Source organism: Chitinophagales bacterium (genome assembly GCA_040877935.1).
GTDB lineage: Bacteria > Bacteroidota > Bacteroidia > Chitinophagales > CAIOSU01 > JBBDNB01.
This window is the reverse complement of the sequence record JBBDNB010000012.1, coordinates 57,025-78,870: the sequence shown is the minus strand read 5'-3', so window position 1 is coordinate 78,870 and position 21,846 is coordinate 57,025. Positions and strand designations below refer to the sequence as shown.

Annotated in this window: 17 protein-coding genes; 8 read left to right on the top strand and 9 right to left on the bottom strand. The window is 38.9% G+C overall.

What is annotated here, in order from left to right:
* The first annotated feature begins 11 nt into the window (after nucleotides 1-11).
* Nucleotides 12-827 carry a class I SAM-dependent methyltransferase gene (locus WD048_03025; protein ID MEX0811162.1) on the top strand — a complete coding sequence of 272 codons (816 nt, stop codon included), beginning with the start codon at nucleotides 12-14 and terminating at the stop codon, nucleotides 825-827.
* 276 nt (nucleotides 828-1,103) lie between these two features.
* Here the strand turns inward: WD048_03025 and WD048_03020 are convergent, their stop codons facing one another.
* Both WD048_03020 and WD048_03015 read right to left on the bottom strand, forming a co-directional pair.
* Nucleotides 1,104-2,891 carry a chloride channel protein gene (locus WD048_03020; GenBank protein ID MEX0811161.1) on the bottom strand — a complete coding sequence of 596 codons (1,788 nt, stop codon included), beginning with the start codon at nucleotides 2,889-2,891 and terminating at the stop codon, nucleotides 1,104-1,106.
* 101 nt (nucleotides 2,892-2,992) lie between these two features.
* Nucleotides 2,993-3,490: a DUF1761 domain-containing protein gene (locus WD048_03015; GenBank protein MEX0811160.1), complete on the bottom strand. Its 498-nt coding sequence runs from the start codon at nucleotides 3,488-3,490 to the stop codon at nucleotides 2,993-2,995.
* Between the two features lie 724 nt (nucleotides 3,491-4,214).
* On the opposite strand from WD048_03015, the gene WD048_03010 reads away from it, so the two are divergent.
* The 3 genes from WD048_03010 (at nucleotide 4,215) to WD048_03000 (ending at nucleotide 8,304) form a co-directional block, all read left to right on the top strand.
* Nucleotides 4,215-5,399, top strand: a complete 1,185-nt coding sequence (locus WD048_03010; protein MEX0811159.1) for an AIR synthase-related protein — start codon at nucleotides 4,215-4,217, stop codon at nucleotides 5,397-5,399.
* Nucleotides 5,400-5,635: 236 nt separating this feature from the next.
* The gene (locus WD048_03005; protein ID MEX0811158.1) at nucleotides 5,636-6,964 is read left to right on the top strand and encodes a hypothetical protein; all 1,329 of its coding nucleotides are present in this window, start codon (nucleotides 5,636-5,638) and stop codon (nucleotides 6,962-6,964) included.
* A gap of 17 nt (nucleotides 6,965-6,981) precedes the next feature.
* Nucleotides 6,982-8,304, top strand: coding sequence for a lipase family protein (locus WD048_03000; GenBank protein ID MEX0811157.1), 1,323 nt, complete (start codon nucleotides 6,982-6,984; stop codon nucleotides 8,302-8,304).
* A 73-nt stretch (nucleotides 8,305-8,377) separates the two neighbouring features.
* On the opposite strand, the gene WD048_02995 is transcribed toward WD048_03000, so the two are convergent.
* The 5 genes from WD048_02995 to WD048_02975 form a co-directional block, all read right to left on the bottom strand.
* On the bottom strand, nucleotides 8,378-9,310 hold the full coding sequence (locus tag WD048_02995; protein MEX0811156.1) for a sterol desaturase family protein: 933 nt from the start codon (nucleotides 9,308-9,310) through the stop codon (nucleotides 8,378-8,380).
* 297 nt (nucleotides 9,311-9,607) lie between these two features.
* Entirely contained in the window at nucleotides 9,608-10,057 is a 450-nt protein-coding gene (locus WD048_02990; protein MEX0811155.1) for a MarR family transcriptional regulator, read from the bottom strand.
* Nucleotides 10,058-10,119: 62 nt separating this feature from the next.
* Complete coding sequence (locus WD048_02985; GenBank protein MEX0811154.1) at nucleotides 10,120-10,809, bottom strand: DUF4412 domain-containing protein; 690 nt, start codon at nucleotides 10,807-10,809, stop codon at nucleotides 10,120-10,122.
* 6 nt (nucleotides 10,810-10,815) lie between these two features.
* Nucleotides 10,816-11,946 carry a sulfotransferase gene (locus WD048_02980; GenBank protein ID MEX0811153.1) on the bottom strand — a complete coding sequence of 377 codons (1,131 nt, stop codon included), beginning with the start codon at nucleotides 11,944-11,946 and terminating at the stop codon, nucleotides 10,816-10,818.
* A gap of 75 nt (nucleotides 11,947-12,021) precedes the next feature.
* A complete protein-coding gene (locus WD048_02975) occupies nucleotides 12,022-13,446 on the bottom strand; it encodes a hypothetical protein (protein ID MEX0811152.1) in 1,425 nt (474 codons plus the stop codon).
* Nucleotides 13,447-13,653: 207 nt separating this feature from the next.
* Here WD048_02975 and WD048_02970 point away from each other — a divergent pair, with 207 nt between their 5' ends.
* Both WD048_02970 and WD048_02965 read left to right on the top strand, forming a co-directional pair.
* On the top strand, nucleotides 13,654-14,745 hold the full coding sequence (locus WD048_02970) for a T9SS type A sorting domain-containing protein (GenBank protein ID MEX0811151.1): 1,092 nt from the start codon (nucleotides 13,654-13,656) through the stop codon (nucleotides 14,743-14,745).
* Between the two features lie 221 nt (nucleotides 14,746-14,966).
* Nucleotides 14,967-17,201, top strand: a complete 2,235-nt coding sequence (locus WD048_02965; GenBank protein ID MEX0811150.1) for a PKD domain-containing protein — start codon at nucleotides 14,967-14,969, stop codon at nucleotides 17,199-17,201.
* A gap of 259 nt (nucleotides 17,202-17,460) precedes the next feature.
* On the opposite strand, the gene WD048_02960 is transcribed toward WD048_02965, so the two are convergent.
* Nucleotides 17,461-19,104: a T9SS type A sorting domain-containing protein gene (locus WD048_02960; GenBank protein ID MEX0811149.1), complete on the bottom strand. Its 1,644-nt coding sequence runs from the start codon at nucleotides 19,102-19,104 to the stop codon at nucleotides 17,461-17,463.
* A 58-nt stretch (nucleotides 19,105-19,162) separates the two neighbouring features.
* Between WD048_02960 and WD048_02955 the strand changes: the two genes are divergently transcribed.
* Nucleotides 19,163-19,483 carry an antibiotic biosynthesis monooxygenase gene (locus tag WD048_02955; protein MEX0811148.1) on the top strand — a complete coding sequence of 107 codons (321 nt, stop codon included), beginning with the start codon at nucleotides 19,163-19,165 and terminating at the stop codon, nucleotides 19,481-19,483.
* A gap of 140 nt (nucleotides 19,484-19,623) precedes the next feature.
* Here WD048_02955 and WD048_02950 read toward each other — a convergent pair whose 3' ends face one another.
* Nucleotides 19,624-20,046: a lipocalin family protein gene (locus tag WD048_02950; protein ID MEX0811147.1), complete on the bottom strand. Its 423-nt coding sequence runs from the start codon at nucleotides 20,044-20,046 to the stop codon at nucleotides 19,624-19,626.
* Nucleotides 20,047-20,335: 289 nt separating this feature from the next.
* On the opposite strand from WD048_02950, the gene WD048_02945 reads away from it, so the two are divergent.
* On the top strand, nucleotides 20,336-21,805 hold the full coding sequence (locus WD048_02945) for an NAD(P)/FAD-dependent oxidoreductase (GenBank protein MEX0811146.1): 1,470 nt from the start codon (nucleotides 20,336-20,338) through the stop codon (nucleotides 21,803-21,805).
* The last annotated feature ends 41 nt before the right edge of the window (nucleotides 21,806-21,846 follow it).

The window sequence follows — 21,846 nt, the reverse complement described above, 5'->3', positions numbered from 1 at the left end:
TTTCAATATAAATGAACAAACTGAAAAAATTAATCCGGGGATTGCACCTGCTTATAAAAAAACCTTCACTCATCAATTTAATATTAGAGGACAATGAGCAATACAGGGAAATTGCAATAAAAAGACATCAGCTGGAAAATGGCCTTCAACAAGTTGATTTTTCAGCTATTGCTACTGGAAATAAACTCACTGTAGATCCTTTCTCCTTTCTTGACGGCACTTCCCTGCCAACGGATTTTGCCTTGTTGAGAAGTCTTGCCGAGCGCTTTAAAGTAAAAACATATCTTGAAATTGGCACCTGGCGTGGGGCAAGTGTGGCGAATATTGCACAGATAGTGCCCGAATGCTACACGCTTAACCTGCCGGATGAGAAACTCAGGGAAATGAAGCTGGGTGAAAATTATATCCAATCGCACCGTTTTTTTTCCAAAAATCTAAAAAATGTCAAGCATCTTTTTGGAAACTCCCACCAATATGATTTTGAAAAGCTGGACAAAAAATTCGACATGATCTTCATTGATGGAGATCATCACTACGAAGCGGTAAAAAAAGATACTGAAACAGCATTTAAGCTACTCCGGGATGAAAACTCCATAATCGTTTGGCACGACTATGCTTATTCCCCGGAAAAAATCCGGTGGGGTGTAATGCTCGGCATCCTCGATGGCTGCCCTCCCGATAAAAGAAACAAGATATTTCACGTGAGCAATACACTTTGTGCTGTTTTTTGCAATGAAAAATTTGAGACCAAAACACTTGTTCCATACACGCTTCCCAGTAAAAAATTCAAACTGGACATTTATAACCTGAGCTCTATAATTATTTAAGAGCTCAGAAATTCACTAAAATGCAATAGGCAAGGCGCATTTGAGAAGGTCTATCGGGATAAACCGAGCAAATGCAACGCAGCAAATTGTGTTTTATGGATTTCAAATACCAGAAAACAGCAATCTTCTTCCCGGAAATACCTTAAAATAGCCCGCTATTCCATCAGTATTTCCAGTCGAATCTCACTATTTTCTGGTATTCTGAGCAATAAATAATTTCCGAACTCAGGTTTATATCCAAAACACAGGGATTCCAGATCAGACATAATCCAAAATTCACTCTTCTGAAAACTCTACCAACAAATTCCGGTAGGCACTGAACAGTTTGGACTTTGAAACAAATCCTACATATTTTCCATTGTCGAGTACAGGTAAATTCCATGCACCACTACGCTCAAATTTCTCTACAACAGTATCCATCGACTCATGCACTTCTATTTGTTCAGGCGGTGCTTCCATAAGACTCTCTACCTTCACATCATCATAAAGCGATTTGTCAAACATAATATCCCGCACCTGATCCAGCGTCAATATCCCAACCAGAAAACCACTTTTATCCAATACCGGAAAAAGATTTCTGTTGGATTTAGAAATGCTGTTTACCAATTCACCAAGCGTAGCATTTGGGCTTAAGGGGATGAAATTTTTCTCTATTTCCTTTTCCAGCCGCATAAGCGTCAATACAGCTTTGTCTTTGTGATGCGTAATCAATTCACCTCTTTTAGCAAGCTCAATTGTATAAATAGAGTGAGGCATAAATATCTTCACCGTGGTAAAAGCTATAGCACCGGTGAACATCAGTGGTATAAACAACTCATATCCTCCGGTAATCTCTGCTATCAGAAAAATCGCAGTAAGTGGCGCATGCAAAACTCCTGCCATCAAACCTGCCATTCCTACTAAAGTAAAATTGCTTTCGGAAACATCTTTAAACCCAAACAAATTAAGTGCCCGGGAAAAGGAAAAACCCAGTACACTCCCCATAAAAAGAGTCGGGGCAAAAATCCCACCTACTCCCCCGCTGCCAATGGTAAATGAAGTGGCCAATGCCTTAAAGAAAAGGACCGTTACCACAAAGAGCAAAAACAAATAGCTGTTATCTGTTTCAAAAAGTGTGTTCTGAGTCAGCTGATCTCCCTTGCCGTTCAAAATAGCATTGACAATATCATAACCCTCACCATATAACGGAGGGAATAAAAGTAAAAGCACACCCATCAATAAACCTCCAATCAAGGCGCGTTTATAAGGATTTTTAAGACTTTGAAAACGCCCAACAATATAGAGGTAAATTTTGCTGAAATAAAGTGAAATCACTCCAGACACAACACCGAGAAGCAAATAAAAAGGTAAATCTGAAGCCCTGAACTGATCTACCAGGGTGAAATGAAACAAGACATCATCACCCAGGAAAAAGCTGGATATAATTGCAGCACTTACTGATGCCAGTAGCAATGGAATAAGCGAAGCTGTTGTCAAATCCAGCATAATCACTTCTATGGCAAAAACTATGGCCGCTACAGGGGCTTTAAAAATAGCCGCAAGTGAAGCTGTTGCAGCGCAGCCAATCAACAAGGTTCTGACTTTGTAATTCATCTTAAAAGCCCTGCCAATATTCGATCCTATGGCAGCACTCGTCATTACACTAGGCCCCTCCAATCCGGCAGAGCCACCAAAACCAACAGTAAACACACTGGTAATTACTGAAGAAAACATCCTAAATCTTCTGATTATACTATTGCGCTTGGAAATTGAAAAAAGGGCAAATGGAATGCCCGGATATACAGGTCGGCCAATAAATCTTTGAATAATAAAAACTGTAATTAAAATCCCGATTAGAGGGTATACCACAAACAAGTATTTGTGCAAATCTTCCGCAAAACCAAGTGTAATAATTTTCTGGATAAAGTGGACTGTATTCTTGATCACCACTACAGCTAATCCGGAGAGCAGCCCAACGATTACGCTTAAAATAAGAATGAAATGTCTCTGGCTTAAATTCAGCAAACGCCAGGATGTTATCCTTCTAAACAGTAATCTAAAATTTATCCACTTTTTGTTTTTCATCAGAATGAAGAAATATACAGTTTTAACTGCGAATTTATTTTTTTATAAATAAAAAACCCGGCATCAACCGGGCTTTACATCAAATTTAAATTGATTTCAGATCAAGCAAATTGACAAATAATCCCGCCCATAAGCGCAAAAGTCACTATCCAATAACCGGTGTTCAATGCAATATACTTAAAGCTTTTTCTTTCAAACAATGCATTGATGCCCAAAACAGGCAGGGCAAAAAGCAAAGCGCCCAATGCTCCGTGAAATGCTCCGTGTTTGAAGCTCCGAAAATTATCTCCATAGTTTTCCATAAAAGCAGAAATATACAATCCTACTTCAGAGTTGGGGTCTTTAAACCCGGGCTCATTCATCAAAACAGAATAAATGTGCCCCTGGTGAATGACTATAGAACTAATTCCAGCAGCAAGAAAAACACTCAAAAGATAAGAAACACCAAAGATCACAGCCATATTAGCACCTTGCATCTTTTCTTCATTCATGTCTGCGACCTTCATCCATGCTGTACCAAATACTTTTGGATTGTACCAAATAAAACCTACCACCATCGGTACCAGAGCGGCTGCTAGAATAATTGGAATGTTGAACATAATGTTTAGGGTTTGGTTGGCTTCAAATATAATTCATTTTGTCATTTATCAAAATATATAGGACAAATATTCCACACTTTTAAAGTAAGAAGGTTCGACCCCAGTGGGGGTCGAGATTTGTTGTTGGTCCTCATTTTTATAAACATACCATCCTTCCAGGATGGGGATGGGTTTTGCGGGTAATTCATAAAAAACACTATTTTGATTGTTGATTGGATTAACTTCTAAGTGGACTACCAATGCCAGAGACATCACATGTTTATAAGAAAACTGAAACCGTCCACTACATCGAATCCGGAAGAATAGTATGTTCCTGTTTTAGCTGAGTTCAATGTGAAGACAAGAAGCGATCCCACTGGAATCAGTGTTTGTTTTTGAACCGTATTTCATAAATATGCCATTCTTCCAGGATGGTTATTGTATGCTATAATTGGGTTTCAGCTAATACATCTATTACATTACATTTTCTAAAATGCGCAGCAAACTGATGCCAGTGGCATCATATATTTATAACACGAAAGCACCCAACTCATCGACTCCGGAGGAGTCGTACCATTGAAAAACTGTAGCCGATGTTTTTCATATTTTTCCTTCAATACAAACAACGCAAATAACACTATGAGCTAAATATCATTAAAAATGTGATCTAGTGAATCCTGTCAAAGCAAAATTCACCCGAATATTTGAAATCAATTTTCCCTCCACATAAAACGAAGCCCTGAAAATGGCTATCTTTGCCGCTATGAGTACAAAATATTCACAGCGAGGCGTTTCTGCCGACAAAGAAGATGTGCACAAAGCCATCAAAAATTTAGATAAAGGCTTGTTTCCCAATGCATTTTGTAAGATTTTACCCGACCTTGTAGCTGGTGACCCGGACTATTGCAATATCATGCATGCCGACACAGCGGGGACAAAACCCGCACTTGCATATTTGTATTGGCGAGAAACTGGCGATCTGAGTGTTTGGAAAGGAATAGTACAGGATGCACTTATAATGAATATTGATGATTTGATTTGTGTGGGAGCTACTGATAATATTGTAGTTTCTTCTACCATTGGCCGGAATAAAAACCTCATTCCCGGTGAAGTAATCTCAGAATTGATCAATGCTTCTGCAAATTTATTGGAAGAACTCAAAGCACTTGGGGTTAGTGCCGTGCTGGCCGGTGGAGAAACAGCAGATGTAGGCGATATCGTACGTACACTCGATGTCGGCTTTACTGCCTTTGCACGTTTGCCAAGAAAAAAAGTAATAGAAGTCAATATTCAGCCGGGAGATGTTATTGTAGGATTGGCATCATATGGTAAGGCAAGTTATGAAAATAGCTATAACGGAGGTATGGGAAGCAACGGCCTTACTTCTGCACGCCACGATGTGTTGAGCCATGAACTGGCTGAGAAATATCCCGAAAGTTTTGATCCTATGGTTCCCGGGCATTTGATTTATGCAGGCAGCAAAAAACTGACTGATTTTGAAAGAGAAACTGGAATCCCTGTCGGAAAATTAATCCTATCTCCTACGCGAACCTATGCGCCAATTGTAGCCAAAGCCCTCAAATCCATAGACAAAAAAAACATCCACGGTATTATCCATTGCAGCGGGGGCGCACAAACAAAAGTGCTACATTTTACAGATAAAGTGCATATCATTAAAGACAACTTATTTGAAGTGCCGCCACTTTTCAAATTGATTCAATCCGAATCAGGTACAGAGTGGAAGGAAATGTATAAAGTATTCAATATGGGCAGCAGAATGGAATTTTACCTGCCCGAAGCAGAAGCCGCTCAACTTATAGAAATTGCAAAAAGCTACAATGTAGATGCACGGATAATCGGACGTGTAGAAGCTTCTAATAAAAAACAATTGAGCATCAACAGCCCTTATGGGGATTTTGAGTATTCATAAAGCGCAAATAGTTAATTGTAAGTCATACATGTATTATTCATGCTTTTAGGGATATGTAGTCATATTTGTGAATTTTTTAAATAAAAACAAGAACGCTGCCTTATTTTAAAATAAATTTCTCAAAAATCAAGACATCCTTTTTTATGAAAAATGCGTCTATAGTATAGTTTTGGGAAACATTTTTCACTTAATACCAATTGTTATTGTCAAACACCTAAATCAAGTAATCAAAATCTATGAAATTCAATTTATTGTTATGTACAGGTCTCTTGCTATGCCTTTCGCTATTCGCAGAAAAAAATCAAGCAGGCGATAAGCTGCTAATTGACTACAAACTACTCTACACCTATACTCAAGATTCTCTCGAAAGATTTTACAAAGCCAATAATATTCCACAATTCATCACTCCCGTGGAAAATGGCATCGATATGTATGAAATCACATACAGGGGCGAATGGATTGATGGTTCGCTGATAAAAGCCAAAGGTGTGCTGTATGTTCCCACAACAACGGAGCCCAAAGCCGAATTGGCTTATTGCCACGGCACGCGCATATCGGTAAAACAAAAGTATGGCATTAATGACCTGGAACAATTGGTGGCCATTATGCATGCTGCCGATGGTTATATTTCCTACTTTCCCTTTTATTACGGCCTAGGCGGTGGCGATAAGGAGCATATTTACCAACATGCAGAAACGGAAGCCAATGCAGTTATTTATATGATAAAAGCCTGTAGGGAAGAGCTTTTCGATAAAATAAATATAAAAACGAACGGGCAACTTTTTGTTACCGGCTATTCCCAGGGCGGACATGCGGCTATGGCCACCCATCAAATGCTGGAAACCGATAAATTCCCTGAAATAGAAATTACGGCCTCCTCTCCTATGTCGGGTGCTTATGATATGACGGGCACACAATCCGTTACCATGTTTCAGGAATACGACCGGCCGCATTACCTGCCTTATTTATTGATTTCCTACAGCTATGCATACAAACATCTTTGGGAGGGCGATATTTATTCAGTATTCAAACCACCTTTTGACAAGGATTTAAAAAAGTATTTTGCACAACCCCGAAAAATCGATTATGGTGCATTGGACAGCATCTTGCCCAATTATCCTGCCGATATGATCATCGATAGCTTGGTCAATGTTTTTAAAACGGATACCAGTTTTTTATTCACTAAAAAACTGGCCGAAAACAACCTGCACGACTGGAAACCGGAAGCCCCAATCCAGCTATGCGCTTGCTATGGCGACAATGAGGTATTGTATCAAAACACGGAAGTGGCTTATGAAAATTTAAAGGAAAATGGCGCTGAAGTGTATAAGAGAATGTTTGGCAAACATCTGGCACACAATCCCTGCGCACCTTTTACAATTATTTACTCCAAATCCTTTTTTGATAATATTCGCAATGATAGAAAAAGAATTGCCAAAGTGCGTTTTCCAAAAAGGTTCTTCCTCAACCTGGGCATAATGAGTGCCAATAGAAAAGGAAAAAAGAAAATGAAGGAAACCGGAGAAGTAGAAAATGATGCATTGTCCGTAAGAAAGAAAAAATAAAAACCCACAAAATTTCAATGAAAATACCCATATTACTTATTGGCCTATTGCTTTTAATTGCTGCCAATACAAGTGCAGAAAGCTATAAAAAAGCAGACAATGAATTGTTAGTCGAGTATGAATTACTCTATACCTATAGCATAGATTCGCTGGAACGCTTCTTTGAAAAAAAGGAAATCCCCAAAACATTTGCTCCGATTCGCAATGCCGTGGAAATGTATGAAGTAACTTATTACGGCAAATGGGTGAATAAAAGCTATGTAAAAGCAAAAGGCATTGTTTTTATCCCAAAATCAAAAGGTGCAAAACCGGAAGTAGCATACTGCCACGGTACACGCATGGCCATAAAGGAAAAGCGTGGACTGGATGATGACGAGCAAATGGTGAGCATCATTTTTGCAGCAGATGGCTACGTGTCTTATTTCCCCTTTTACTACGGCCTGGGCGGTGGCGACAAAAGACATATCTATCAACATGCCGAAACGGAAGCCAATGCCGTTATTTATATGATCAAAGCCTGTAGGGAAAAGCTCTTGCCCGAATTGAAAATTGAGACTGATGGCAACTTGTTTGTTACCGGCTATTCCCAGGGCGGACATGCAGCTATGGCCACACACAAAATGATGGAAACACCCGCCTATTCCAATTTAAAAATCACAGCATCTGCTCCGCTGGCAGGGGCTTTTGACATGACGGGCACGCAATCAGAAACCATATATGAAGAATACAAAGATGCCTATTATTTGCCCTATTTGCTGGTGAGCTATAATGATGTTTACCCAGAACTCTGGCAGGGCGATATTTACAATGTATTTAAGGCGGAATATCGCGAGGATTTAAGGAAGTATTTTGAAAATCCGGAGGATATGGATTTCAATATCCTCAATGATAAATTACCGGGTGTGCCTTCCGAGATGATCGAGGACAGCTTATTGGCAATGCTGACCAGTGATTCCAATTCCCCTTTTGTGAAAAAAATGGCGGAAAACAACTTGCACAACTGGAAACCAGAAGCTCCTGTTTTGCTCTGTGCCTGCGAGGGTGATGATATTGTATTGGCGGCCAATACGGAAATTACCTATCAAAATATGAAAGACAATGGAGCTGAGGTGTATAAAAAAATCTATGGCAAAAACCTAGGTCATGTGCCCTGTGCTGGATTTGCCATAATGTATTCCAAAGATTTCTTTGACAATGTGCTGAAAGACAAAAGACGAATTGCCAAAACCCCATTTAAGAAACGCCTGATGATCAAATTGGGGATAATGGCAGGAAACAGAAAAGCCAAACAAATCAGCAAGGGCTTTTCCACTAAAGAAAAAGAAATTGAAGTGGAGTAGTTGATTTTATGTAGTTTGAAGTCTCAATCTACCTGAACAATCCTTTTCGGAAATCCGAAAGAACAGTTTGTGGTCAATCCTGCAAAAGTGGATTATGCACTTTCTTATCCTCTGCTTGCCCCTGTTCTATTTCCTTCCACTTAAAAGGAGAAAGAATTTGCCCAACATAGTCTTTGGGAAAATTATCCATGCCTGAGAGTCCTATATTTTCTGCAGGTTTGCGTTCTTTAGGGAAATATCTGGTACCGAAAACAATGTCCCAGAAAATGATATTGTTGCCGTAATTAGCATTGGCCTCTTCCAGTTTTTTGGAATGATGCCAACGGTGCAATTCCGCCATACTGAATATCCAGTTGAGCGGGCCGAGTTTTAGATGGATATTGCTGTGCTGAAACATGCCGTGTACATTCACCCAGGCAGCCACCAGTAACAACAATCCCGGGCTGACACCTAATAGAATAAGCGGGCCAGTGGTCACCACATAGCTGACCGTTGTATCAAGCGGGTGAAAACGTGCCGCATTTACCCAGTACAATCGCCCAGGGCTATGGTGTGTAGCATGAAAACGCCAGAAGAATGGAATTTCATGTGCCGCGCGATGCCACCAGTATTCAAAAAAACCAATGATCAGCATAGCCAGCGGCAACTGTAGTAAAAGATGCCAATCAGATGGCCAGATTGAAAAGCCAATATTATTCGCCAGCCAAATGGCAAATGAAAACAGAAAGAGTGAAAACAGAAATTCAAGAAACTGTTTCAGAAAGACCATAGAAACCAGCATGTGCAGCAAATCAACCTTTACATCATCCTGGTTTTTGTTCCAACTTGAATAATAAGGGTTAATCCGCTCACAAATTGTAATGATGGCCGCGGTGGACAAAAAAATTACACCAAGCACCAATACAGGATGCATCTCCCTGCTGATGCCTATCAGGGCAAAGACCATCGCTGCTGCAAAAACAACGGGGTAAATTCCGTAAGTGATTGCTCTTTTTACCATATCCATTTAAAAATAGATTGCTATGAAAGTAAACAACCTCGGGGCAAGCCCACGAGGCATTTATTTGGAAAAAATACTTTTGATTACGAGGCAAGCCTCGGAGCATTTAAATCTCGATTATCGAGTAAAAAAATAACATTCAATTCCAGTTCCTAAATTTACTGAAATCAATTAGAAAATACATTACCAATACGATAATCATTCAAAAACTCACCCACACGAATGCATACCAGAATGACTTTAGTAGGATAGGCTGGTAAAATCACAACTGGTATAAATCATTTCTAAAACGACAATCATTAATCACCCCCTCAACTTATCCAAAATATCATTCACTGTTTTGGCTTCTTTTTTACTGATCTGCTTGAAGCGATTGCCCTGAACGGTAAGTTCTTTATCGATTTTATCAAGCAATTGCAAGCCCGTTTCCGTAATCAAAACTTCTGCCTGTCTCCTATCTTTAGGACATTCCCTGCGTTCAACCAGTTCTTTTTTGCGCAGCTTTTCAACCAGGCGCGAAGCATTGCTCATCTTGTCGAGCATCCGGTTTACTATCAAATTTACTGAAACAGGCTCGGGATACTGACCGCGCAAAATACGCAGCACATTGTATTGCTGTGATGTTAGTTGATGTTTTTTCAATAAAGCGGCATCCAGGTTTTTTACCCAATTGCCGGTGTAGATCAGGTTGATGAACAGTTTGTGAAATTCATCCTTGAACTTTTTCTGTTTGATTTCTTCTTCTAATCGCATAATAATTGTTGTTACATTAGTTGTAACAACATTAAAGTAAAAAAGGTCAAAAGATCAATTATTTAAAATCCCATCATTTTAGAAGCATCAAAAGGCTCAATTTTATAGGAAGCTGGTAAGGTGAATATTCCACTTTCTATTTGTTGTTTCTGAACTGAATTGGCAGTCATTATCATCTTAAAGCTCATACCCATTTTATCTATGGTTGTTTCCATTTTTAATGGAAAACCTTTTACGCCCTCGTAAAAAATATTTCCGCTCAATTCAGGATTGATATCGTCCTGCCCTTTGATTTTAATATCGGTAGTTGCCCAAAGGAACTGATCCATTTTCTTACCATCTTGAGTGACTGTGACTTTATATTTCCTGCATTTATACCCCACAATATCCTGGTATTCATCCAAAGCAGTGATTTCTGCATCTGTTGGTGTTGACTTTCCTTCTTTCATAGATTCTGGGTCTATTTTGTAGGCAGTCTGTTCTTTGTGTTTTACCACATAATGATGGCCATCATTGGCATTGATCATTACCTCTCCCAGCATTCCACCGGCCATTCCACCTTCCATGCGAAAAATCATCTGATCTTCTTTAAGCACGTAAACATAACTGTTGGGAAGCATAGCTTTTAAAATATCTGTACCGGTTCCTTCAAGGTCAATTCCGAAAGTGATATTGCCTTCAAAATCTTCGGGGCCAGCCCAGGCAAAAAATTGTGTAGTGACGACAATTGCAATTAAGAGTAATTTTTTCATGGTTTGTTATTTTATGATTTCGATATTCCCGGGAATATCATAATTAAATGCTTTCATGGCAAAATCCCACCTCTGTAATATTTTGTCAACTGTTTCCTGTTTCAATTGGTGCTTGTTGCTGACAAATTTCTTTTGTTTCTGGAGGTATTTTTCAAAACCGGGTTTAGCCTCCTTAAAGTTAGGAATTTTAAGTTGTTTGTATATCTTTTCAATAAATGGAAGTGGATTTTTCTCAAAATCCTCATAACGAATCTCAATCAATTGCTGTTCATTCAACAGTTTCCTGTCTTTTAAATATTTGCGCATCAGCATTTCATATACATCAAAGATCAGTTCTTCCATTTCTGCTTCTGAAATGCGCTGAAACTGCAAGGGTGGAATGGTATCGGTAAAGAATTTTTTAGTGGAAATAAACACCGCTACCGGATTGCGATAAATATGGATAAAACGCGCATCAGGGAATATTTCTGTAAGGGTATCTATACGTCCGGTATTCGGTGGGTTTTTAGAAACAAAACATTCTTTTTCCAGATTGATCAGGGATTTTTTCACCAGGGCTTTATAATCATCTTTCCATTGTTGCTTTAATGCAGCATCAGATGCTTCAAAAGAGATAAATTGCTTAAAAAGTGTGCGGGCATCTTTTGGAAAATACCACCAATTATAGTAGGAATAAGAATTTATGCCGCCTATGGCAAATTCCTCTTCCTGTGGGTAGTTGACTGAAAGCTCAACATTATCCGAAGCGCGTTTGTCCGGCATCATCAGTTTCATCATATTGCGCCAAAGCCATCTGCTACTGAGCGTATAATTGGGAAACACACTTTGATAGGTGGTTACATAGCCCATCCTGGGATCCTGGGCAATTAAGTTGTGCAATAAGGTAGTGCCGCTGCGCCAGTGTCCCAAAATAAAAATCGGGTCGTGCTTTATTTCAAAATCACGGATTTTCTTGCCGTAGCGCAATTTTTCTGTCCAGCGAAATGGTTCGCCAATAAGACTTACAACAGCACTTTTCCAAAGTCTTGATTTATATCCAGGATCAATTGTGTGTGCTTTTATTGCCCGTAAAAAAACGGGGAAACCGCTACCGGCTATTGTAGATATTGCAGCTTCAAATTTTTCCTTTTTGGCCATTTTTCAGTCAAAAAAATTAGAGCCCAAAACTAAGGCTTTTGATCAAAAAATACTACAAAAGAATGATCATGAAAATCAGGCTTGGTTTTTTTCTGACATTTGCCCCCACTGTTCTTTCAGCCATTTGCGATCAGCAAGCAATTCGGTTTCCTTAATTTGTATTTCTATGTCTGGCAAAAGTTTTACTTCTTTCCTGATCATTTTGCCAAGAATACTTACAAAATTTTCATAAGCTTTTTTATTGCTGGATGAAATAAGCTTGTTGCGCTTTAGCAGCATTTTAAATGCTGCGGACAATGAATAAAATGCATCGATCTCTTCCTGTTCATAATAGATCTTCAGCATCAGTTTTTTTGTGTCCAGGTGATAATATACATCTGAAAAAGAAACTTTGTTGAGTTCAGTCAATGCCCTGTCATGATCTTGATTATAGTAATACAATTCTGCCAGGTTGTAGTGCAGTGCATTTTGCTGAAAATCGGAATGCAAACGCTTGTGGTACGTTTTTATAAAATTTTCCGTCCAGTCGAATTTTTTTAGACGCAACCCCACTCCTACCATGTTTTTAAAAGCCCAGGGCGAGAGATGGTCATTTTCCAACAGCAGATTTTTATCAATGGCATAGTGGTAAAAGCTGAACAATTCTTCCAGGTACTGTAAATTTCCATGATTGATCTTTCTGATACAATAATTGATGGCATAGGCATAAATATCTTTCACTTCCTCACGGGGAAAAAGCTGTCGGTGCTTTTCCACAAGTGCTTTGAATTCAGTAAAAAGCCGGTCATCCGTATCATTCTCCAGCATCAAAAGCAATTGGTAATAAATTTTAACCGGAGGAATATCTGCAAGAACTGTATCAGATGCATATTTTTTCACTTCTTCCAGAAAATGCAGATCGTATTCGGCAGCAAGGGATTTTTTGCGGTCTAACATTTCGCAGAAATAGCGCAGCTTGGCACACAAATAAAAATGGTCGAGATAATCAGATGCCTTTTGTAGCCGATCGTCATATTTTCTTATTTTTTGTTGAAGGAAATACTGGTTGTCGGTATGTGCCATCAGGTAGCGATTGTAATAATAATCTGTATCACGCCAGTTTTGATTTTCGAGCTTTTTGTCGGTTTTGTTGAAAATATATCGGTAATGCTTGTCCAGATCACGCTCCAAAAAAGCATTCATCATGTAATTTTCAAGTGCTATGCCTTCAGCCTTCATATGCTCATGTGCAAGGAATTCCTCGGCCAGTTTCAGTGTGAAACTCATCAAATAGTTGAACTGCTTTTCATCGAAAGCCTGCTTTGGATATAACTTAGAAAAGACTTTTTTTCGTGTCGTTTTTTCAGGTGGAAATGCAGGAGCCAATTTTTTGAGATATTCATAAAAAGGCAGCAGATCGCTGTTTTTATTGAAATAGGGCGATGCCATAAACTCACCAAACAGTCGCCATTCTTTAGCGGTAAATGTTCTCAGGACAGATATCAATTTGCTGTTTTCCATGGATTGAAATTGCAACTTTTATAAAAGTTATTCAAATCAGTATACCACTCATTGGGCTGATAAAATTTCTTAAAAATGAACATTATTATTTGTATTTCAATCAATTGCATAATTTTTAAGGTGAATTTTCATTGATAATTACTTTAAAATGTAGCTGATAATTGCACTTATCTGTATTAACTTCATGATGTCAAAAAAATAATCTCAATGCATGCCAGATTCTTTGTAATACTTCTTTTGTGTTTTTTGCTTGGCATCCCTGCCCGTGCACAGGTAGATGTGTGGCCGGGAGATGCGAACAACAATGGTGAGGTCAACCACTTTGACCTGCTTTACTTCGGAATGGGCTACAGCTACCAGGGGCCGCCCCGACTGCAAAAAAGCGTACTCTTCCAGGCACAAAATACATTGGTATGGCAACAGTTTCTGCCCGACCAGACCAATTTCGCCTTTCTCGATTGCAATGGCAGCGGACACATAAGCCTGGATGATACCATAGCCATCAGGCTGAATTACAAAGAACAGCATGGAAGTATCACTCCCGATCGCCTGTCCCCTATTTCCCCCAATGGCGATTCGCTTTTTATGGCAATAGCTGCTGATTCCGTACTGAATAAAAGTAGAATTGAAATACCGATACATCTCGGTTCTGTAGCCGCTCCAATTGACAGCTTCTACGGCATTGCTTTCAGCCTGAACTATGACCCACAGCGGATCCGGGAAGCTTCATTTTCCGTAAAACTTGACTCAGCAGCCTGGATAAAAAAGAGTGGCGCATTGCAGGATGATCCCTTTCTGATGTATTTTGAGGAAAGCAATGCCGGCAAACTGAACATAGCCGTAAGCAAAAGCAGTCTGGTAAATGCTGCCGGCAATGGCAAACTATTGATTGTTTCCTGCGTGATAGAGGACAATCTTATTGGCAAAGGCTTTCAGGCATTGGAATTTACTTTTGAAGATGTGCTTTTGATCAGCAACAATATGAATGCAAAACCCATTCAGGTGGCTTCAAAACAAGTCAATATTATTCCTACAAACATTGAAGCTATAAGCCGGGAAAACATAGACCTGAAATTGTATCCCAATCCGGCAAGCGATTATTTAATGGTCAAATTAGCCGAATCAAATGCCGATTTCAAATGGAGCATTATAGACCTGAACGGAAAAATACACAATGTGAAAGCTGAAAGAAGTGGCGGGAATTATAAAATAGACATTCAAGACCTATCAGAAGGTTATTATATGCTCAGGATAGAGAACGAAAAGTACGAACGGTATGAAAAATTCATAAAATTCTGATTTCAAAAAGTGGGTGATTTTTGAAAAGGACTGAGAAATGTTATTTACGAATTGAAATTAGATAACTGAAAATCAATTACTTATAAAAACAAACAGATTGACAATACTAAAACAAAAGCACTCAAAGCTTTGAAAAATGCCAAAAAATGTGATTGTATTAAATAAAGTAAGCCAATAGCTTTGAGTCAATCAGATTTAAAAAAACCTAAAAAACTACAGTTATGAAAACCCTGAAAACAATTTTACTTACAATCGCCTTGCTGGGCTTTATGCTGCCTTCAGCTATACAGGCACAAAATGATTTTGTAATAGAAGGATATGTAACTATTGCGCCCGGGAATTTGGCCAAAGTGGGGCATCCTGTTACCATTGTAACAGATTCATTCAGCAATCCCGCTGCACCAAACCGCGTGATTACGGTTTACACCAATTCCAATGGGTATTACATCGACACCATAGTTGACGGTGCTATGACAGGCCCTAATATCAGGTATTTCGTCAGTACACTGGATTCTTGTAAAAATGTATATTTGAAGGATACGGTACAAAACGCACAAGGCAGTATCAATTATGCACGGGTAGATTTCACCATGGATTGCAGCAGCAATAACAACAACTGCGGTGTTGGCTTTCAATCATTTATTACCGGTGCTTTTGGCGGTATGAAGTTTAATCCTTCTCCAAACGACAGCTCCTGGAGTTATCACTGGGATTTTGGGGATGGCAACAGTTCTTCCCTGATCAGTCCGGAACATTTTTATGCCGATACAGGTGTCTATTATGCCTGCCTGACGATAGAAGACGGCATGGGCTGTACAAGCAGCTTTTGTGATTCAGCCTATGTACCATCTGTAGTGGACAGTGGCTGCTTCAATGGCCATGCAGGTTTTTCCTACCAAGCGAATAATTATACAGTTGATTTCAGTTCAGATTCCTTGCTCCCCCCCAATCACTCGTATTATTTCTGGGATTTTGGTGACGGACATGCCTCCAATGCTGCAAACCCTGTACATACTTATTCTACCCCCATCAATACCGTTTTAAGCGATTATCAGGTTTGCCTGACCATTATCATCAACAACAGCGGTACGCTATGCTTTGAAAGAACCTGCAATACCGTAACTGTTCCTAACAGCAGCAACCCCAATTGTGATGCAGAGTGGACTGCCCACAGAACGCCCAATGGCGCTTATGCATTCAATGCAATCCACGGAACCAATACAGCATCATACCACTGGAATCTGGGCGATGGTGATACTTCTACTGCCGCGACCCCTGTTCATCATTATGCTTCTTCCGGGTATTACAATGTTTGTTTGACCATCAGCGACCAGGGCTGTACCAATACTTATTGCGACAGTATTTTTGTGGTAACTACTGTTAGCGGTAATTGCATTGACACAAGTGTAATTGACTCTAACCTGGCTTGCCCAGCCATTTACGATCCGGTATGCGGCTGCGATGGAAATACTTATGGCAATAGCTGTGAAGCCTATTATTTTTATGGCGTTACTTCCTGGACAAATGGTGCTTGTGGAAACAACAACTTTAGCCTTTCTGGACTAGTAACAAAAGGCTTGAATAATGTAGCCCAAAATGCCCTTGTTTACCTGATTTCAGCTGATTCTACAAGTAGCGGAGATGTATTGCTGACTTTGGTTGATTCACAATACACCTCACCACAGGGCTATTATAATTTTGCAAATGTCACACCAGGACAATACTACCTGAAAGCGGCCCTGACTGCCAACGATCCGGATTATCACGGTTACCTGCCCACATACTACGATGTATCTTTGTTTTGGGGCTATGCCACAGCACTCCATGTAAATGGCAATAACAACAATATAAACATTGCACTTGTGGCCGGCAACAATACCGGAGGACCGGGATTTGTAAGCGGCTATATTTCACAGGGTGCCGGAAAGGTAGCGGGGGCAGATGCCGCACCCAATATTCCTATTTTGCTGCTCGATATGAATGACAATCCGATTCAGTACACCTACAGCGATGCATCCGGCTATTTTGAATTTGACGATATTGCCTATGGTACATATCAACTCTATGCAGAAGTGTTGAACAAGGAAACCGAACCGGCTATCATTACGATTGGCCCTGACAATGAAAGCGTTGAAAATGTAGAGTTGATTATTGAAGGCCAGAAAGTAATTACTTCAAGTGATAAAAATGTGGTGGAACTCCGCAATTGGAACCTCTACCCCAACCCGGTGCAAAACAATATTGTGATTGAATATGCATTGCAGAATGCAGCGGATATTGAACTCAGTATTACCGATCTGTTGGGCAGGGAATTGATCAGAAAAAGAATAGGGGAAAACCCGAGCGGTTCACATCGCATCAATATGGATGTTCCCGGATTGCAACCGGGTGTTTTCTTCCTGAATTTTTATGCTGATGAGGCACTGCTGAAAGTAAGCCGTGTTTTTAAAGAATAGTGATTCCTTTGTTTTCATTATTAGTTTGGAAAGAGGGCTGTCCGGTTGCGGGCAGCTCTTATTTTATGTCTGGTCACTCATGCCCGAATAATTCATTCCCGTCAGAATGCCCGCCTGAACGGCTATAGTTGGACAGGGGAAGGCCGGGAGAACAGGCGGGGATTTTATGGATTCAAGGATTTCGCTGATATTCATTTGATAATTTTCACAAAAATCCGCGCAATCCTATCATCCGCCTAATCTGCGATTAAGACTATATTTACTGCTTCACAAACTTCCCTCTAACCAACTCTCCACTCCTCATTTCTACCTGATAAAAGTAAATGCCCTGTGTCAATTCTGAAGTATTGATGGGGCTTTGATTGGCATGGACTACATTTCTACCGTTTATGTCAATGATTTGAATGTTATTGATTTGATGATTTTGGGAGGATGTTTCTATGTTGAGTATATTTTGTGTGGGATTGGGGTAGACTTTTAATTCTATTTTAGAATATTTTTCATTTATTCCAGTAATTGGATTAGAGATTAAAGTTGTTGAAGTATTGTTGCAATTGGAATCAAACCTTGATACAAAAATGTTATTATCATTTTGAGAGTACGAAATACCGTTAAGAGATAATGTATTTTGGAAATTCCCAACAATAAACACTTCTCCGTCATCAGTGACTTCTATATCTGAAATTCGTCCATTTTCCACGTGGATTAAACATGCGAAATTTCCGTTTGAGTCAATCTTTATTACATAGTTAGAGTTGCTGATGTCGGAACCAACAAATGAGTTCAGCGAGGTGTTATATCTCCACTCATCATAAAGTGTATATAAATATGAATAGCCTAAATTATCCATATCAACTCCATGATACTTATAACCACCATATTCACTATTAAAATTTATCAGCCAGTTCACAGTATTTTGATTATTAACTTGAACAAAAAAATTCCCATCAGTATATGCATAATCTGTAACATCTACAACAAGAGGAAAGTTATCAATGAACAAAGTATCACCATCACCCAGATATTTTCCCGAGTAAGAAAAAATACCATTTATGCTTAGACCGACTGAATAAATTCTATTGAACCTACTACTACTAATTTTTTTCATTGATATTAAATCACCGTTGGAATCAATTTTTAACCAAAACCCATCGAAACTACCGAAACTACCTGGTGAAATTAATATGTTGCCTTGGTAACTTAAAGTATCATAGAAATTTCCAACAATAACAGAATTTCCCTCCTCATCTGTATCAATTTCATATATAGATGCATTATCACCAAATAATTTATTTAACCAAATATTAGCTCCTGTTGAATCAAATTTTGCTATGTATTTTACTAATAAATTATCTGTAGTATTGATTAATGTATCAACCCCATTTAGAATAAATAACCCATTTAATTTACCTATTGTATATATATTATTTCGGGAATCAATACCAAAAGAACCATCCGCAGAGGAAGAAATAGACCTTTCAGAGGATATACTATACCAGAGTAATTCTCCATATGAATCATATTTTATAATTAGAAGACACGAGCTTCCAGACACTATATTATTAGTATCAAGCTCTAATATTCCAGAAAACTTTGTAATCAATAACAAGTTATTTGAATTGTCAATCTTTAAATTAGAGTTAAATCCAAACTCATTATCAAAAACTTTTAACCAGAGAACATCTCCAACCGAATCTAATTTGGCTAAATAAGATTTTCGATTCCAAGGATTAGTTGTAATCATAGTTGAATCACTAAAAGTTAAAGTGTCTTGTACGACTCCACATAGATAAACATTACCATCAGAATCAACTGTAATTTTTTCGGCTTTTACTATTAAAAGCCAGAAACTGATTAATATTAAAAGTGTTGTTTTCATATCTACAATATAAAGAATTTTCATTCTTATTCGATATATTGAGACAGAATATAGATTGTTAACCACTTTTTCAGTTCAAGCCATGATGTCACAAACCCCGCAACCACCCTACTATGCAGTTATTTTCACAAGCACAATGTCTGACAACAATAAGGGATACAGTGAAATGTCCGAAAAAATGGATGCCCTGGCCGAACAACAGGAAGGATTTTTAGGCCAGGATACCGCTCGTTCTGAAATTGGTGTCTCTGTTTCTTATTGGAAAGATCTGGAATCCATCAAAAAATGGAAAGAAAATGCTGAGCACCAACTGGCCATCAGCATGGGAAGAAAACAATGGTATCAATCCTATAATGTAAGGATTGCAAAGGTTGAGCGGGAATATGGATTTGAGAGGGCATGATATAATACGACCTACAAAAACTGGCAAGTATTTGCAGCACAGCCAGCGTATAATAAAACCCACCTGCCAATCATTTCAAACATTGGGCAGGCGGGTCTATTCAAAATGATCCTAAAGATAATTGAACCGCAGCAATTAAATTATTGCTTCTCTACAATGTAGGTATCCTCCAGCGTATAATTAAACCATTCCATTCGGTTTTCACCAGATTCATCAATACGGTATTGCCGATCGCCTTCTCCTCCCGGGGAATCAGTGAAAATGATATCGTCACCTTCTACTTTCCAAAAGAAATCATTGGTGGATTCTTCTGCATTGTCGGGATTCTGATAGTACTCCCCGCTCCTATCTGCATTAAAAGTCCATTCAAATACACCATAATCTACTGGCCCGGGACTGATGCCCCCTTCGGTTTCAACATGTCTCCATGTGCCCAATAATTGCTGCTCACTTGAGCTAAGGTCGCTTTCTGTGCCATTGTTGTCTGCATCATCTTTTTCGCAAGAAAAAAGAAAGGCCGATAAAATAAAAATTCCAAATACACTTTTCATTAATTGTATCATTTCTTTACTTTTTTTGATTTGCCATAATTTATAAAATGAAAATCAGAATAAAAAATCCCCTTTTTCACAAGCAGAAAATACCAGTTCACTATTCGGATTACCCCTCACTGGCAAGTATTTCTGTATAGCCAACTTATAGCAAATGTTCACTTGACTCCATAATTTGTTACTCTCTGTTATCATAGGATTAATCCAAAAACAAAGTCTCTGTTCACTATATTTGTAATATTGACTTTCAAATTAACCCGGGAAATGCATTAATTATATGGGTTCAATATTAAATTAAAATATGTCAAATAACGCACAGAACCAAAACACATCCCACTATGATGTAATTGTAGTAGGAGCAGGACTATCAGGCATTGATGCCGCATATCATTTACAAACCAATTGTCCGGAGAGAAGTTTCACTATATTAGAAGGCAGGGCAAATATGGGGGGCACCTGGGATTTGTTTAAATACCCCGGTATCCGTTCCGATTCTGATATGTACACGCTTGGATTTCCATTCAGTCCCTGGGAAAACCCAAAATCTATAGCAGATGGCCCATCTATACTTAAATATATTAAAGACACTGCTGCAAAATTTGGTATCGATAAAAAAATTCAATTCAACCACAAAGTAATAGATGCTTCCTGGAGTGATGCGGAAAAAACATGGACACTGGAAATTGCCAGCCATGAAACTGTTCCGTACAAAAAACTGAAGTGTAATTTTTTACTGATGTGCAGCGGATATTACGATTACAAAAAAGGTTATACGCCTGATTTTGCAGGAGTAGAAAATTTTAAAGGACAAGTCATCCATCCGCAAAAATGGACATCGGACATTGACTATAAAAACAAAAAAATAATTGTAATTGGCAGTGGCGCAACTGCAATAACCCTGGTGCCTGAATTGGCGAAAAAAGCAGCAAAAGTTACCATGCTGCAACGCTCACCATCTTATATTTTAACCCTGCCCAGTGTAGATAAAATCGCCATATTCATTAGAAAAATTTTACCTGAAAAGTTGGCTTATCACATTATTCGCTGGAAAAATATTTTAATCAGTTTGGGCTTATACAAAGCAGCGCGCAAATGGCCCAATACCATTAGAAAGTTCATTGAAAAAGGAGTGCGTAGACAGCTTGGAAGTGATTTTAACATAAAGCATTTTGATCCACCATACAATCCATGGGATCAGCGGCTTTGCCTGGTCCCCGATGCTGATTTTTTCAGGGCAATTAAAAAAGGAACAGCTAATATTGTAACCGATCATATTGATAAATTTACGACAGATGGAGTATTATTGAAATCAGGTGAAGAGCTCCGGGCAGATATGATAGTTACAGCCACCGGATTGAAAGTACAGTTGTTGGGGGGAATGAGTATTCATGTCAATGGGACACCAATAAATTCTGCAGACACCCACGCATACAGAGGTGTGATGTTCAGTGATGTACCTAATTTTGCTTTTACCGTAGGTTATACCAATGCCTCATGGACCTTGAAATGTGATTTGAGTTGTCAGTTTGTAACTAAATTGCTCAATTACATGAAGCAAAACAACTATAGTGTTTGCACACCGCGTTTTGACAGTAAAGCATTTAAAACAGAACCCCTTCTCGATTTCAATGCCGGTTATGTTTTACGTGCAGCAGATATTTTGCCCAAACAAGGCTCAAAGCACCCATGGAAAGTTTACCAAAATTATGTGCTCGATTTGCTTTCCCTGAAAATGGGTACAGTGAACGACAATTATTTAGAGTATAAATAGTACCTCACCACAAAGTAGAAGATTTGGCAATTTTCTACAAA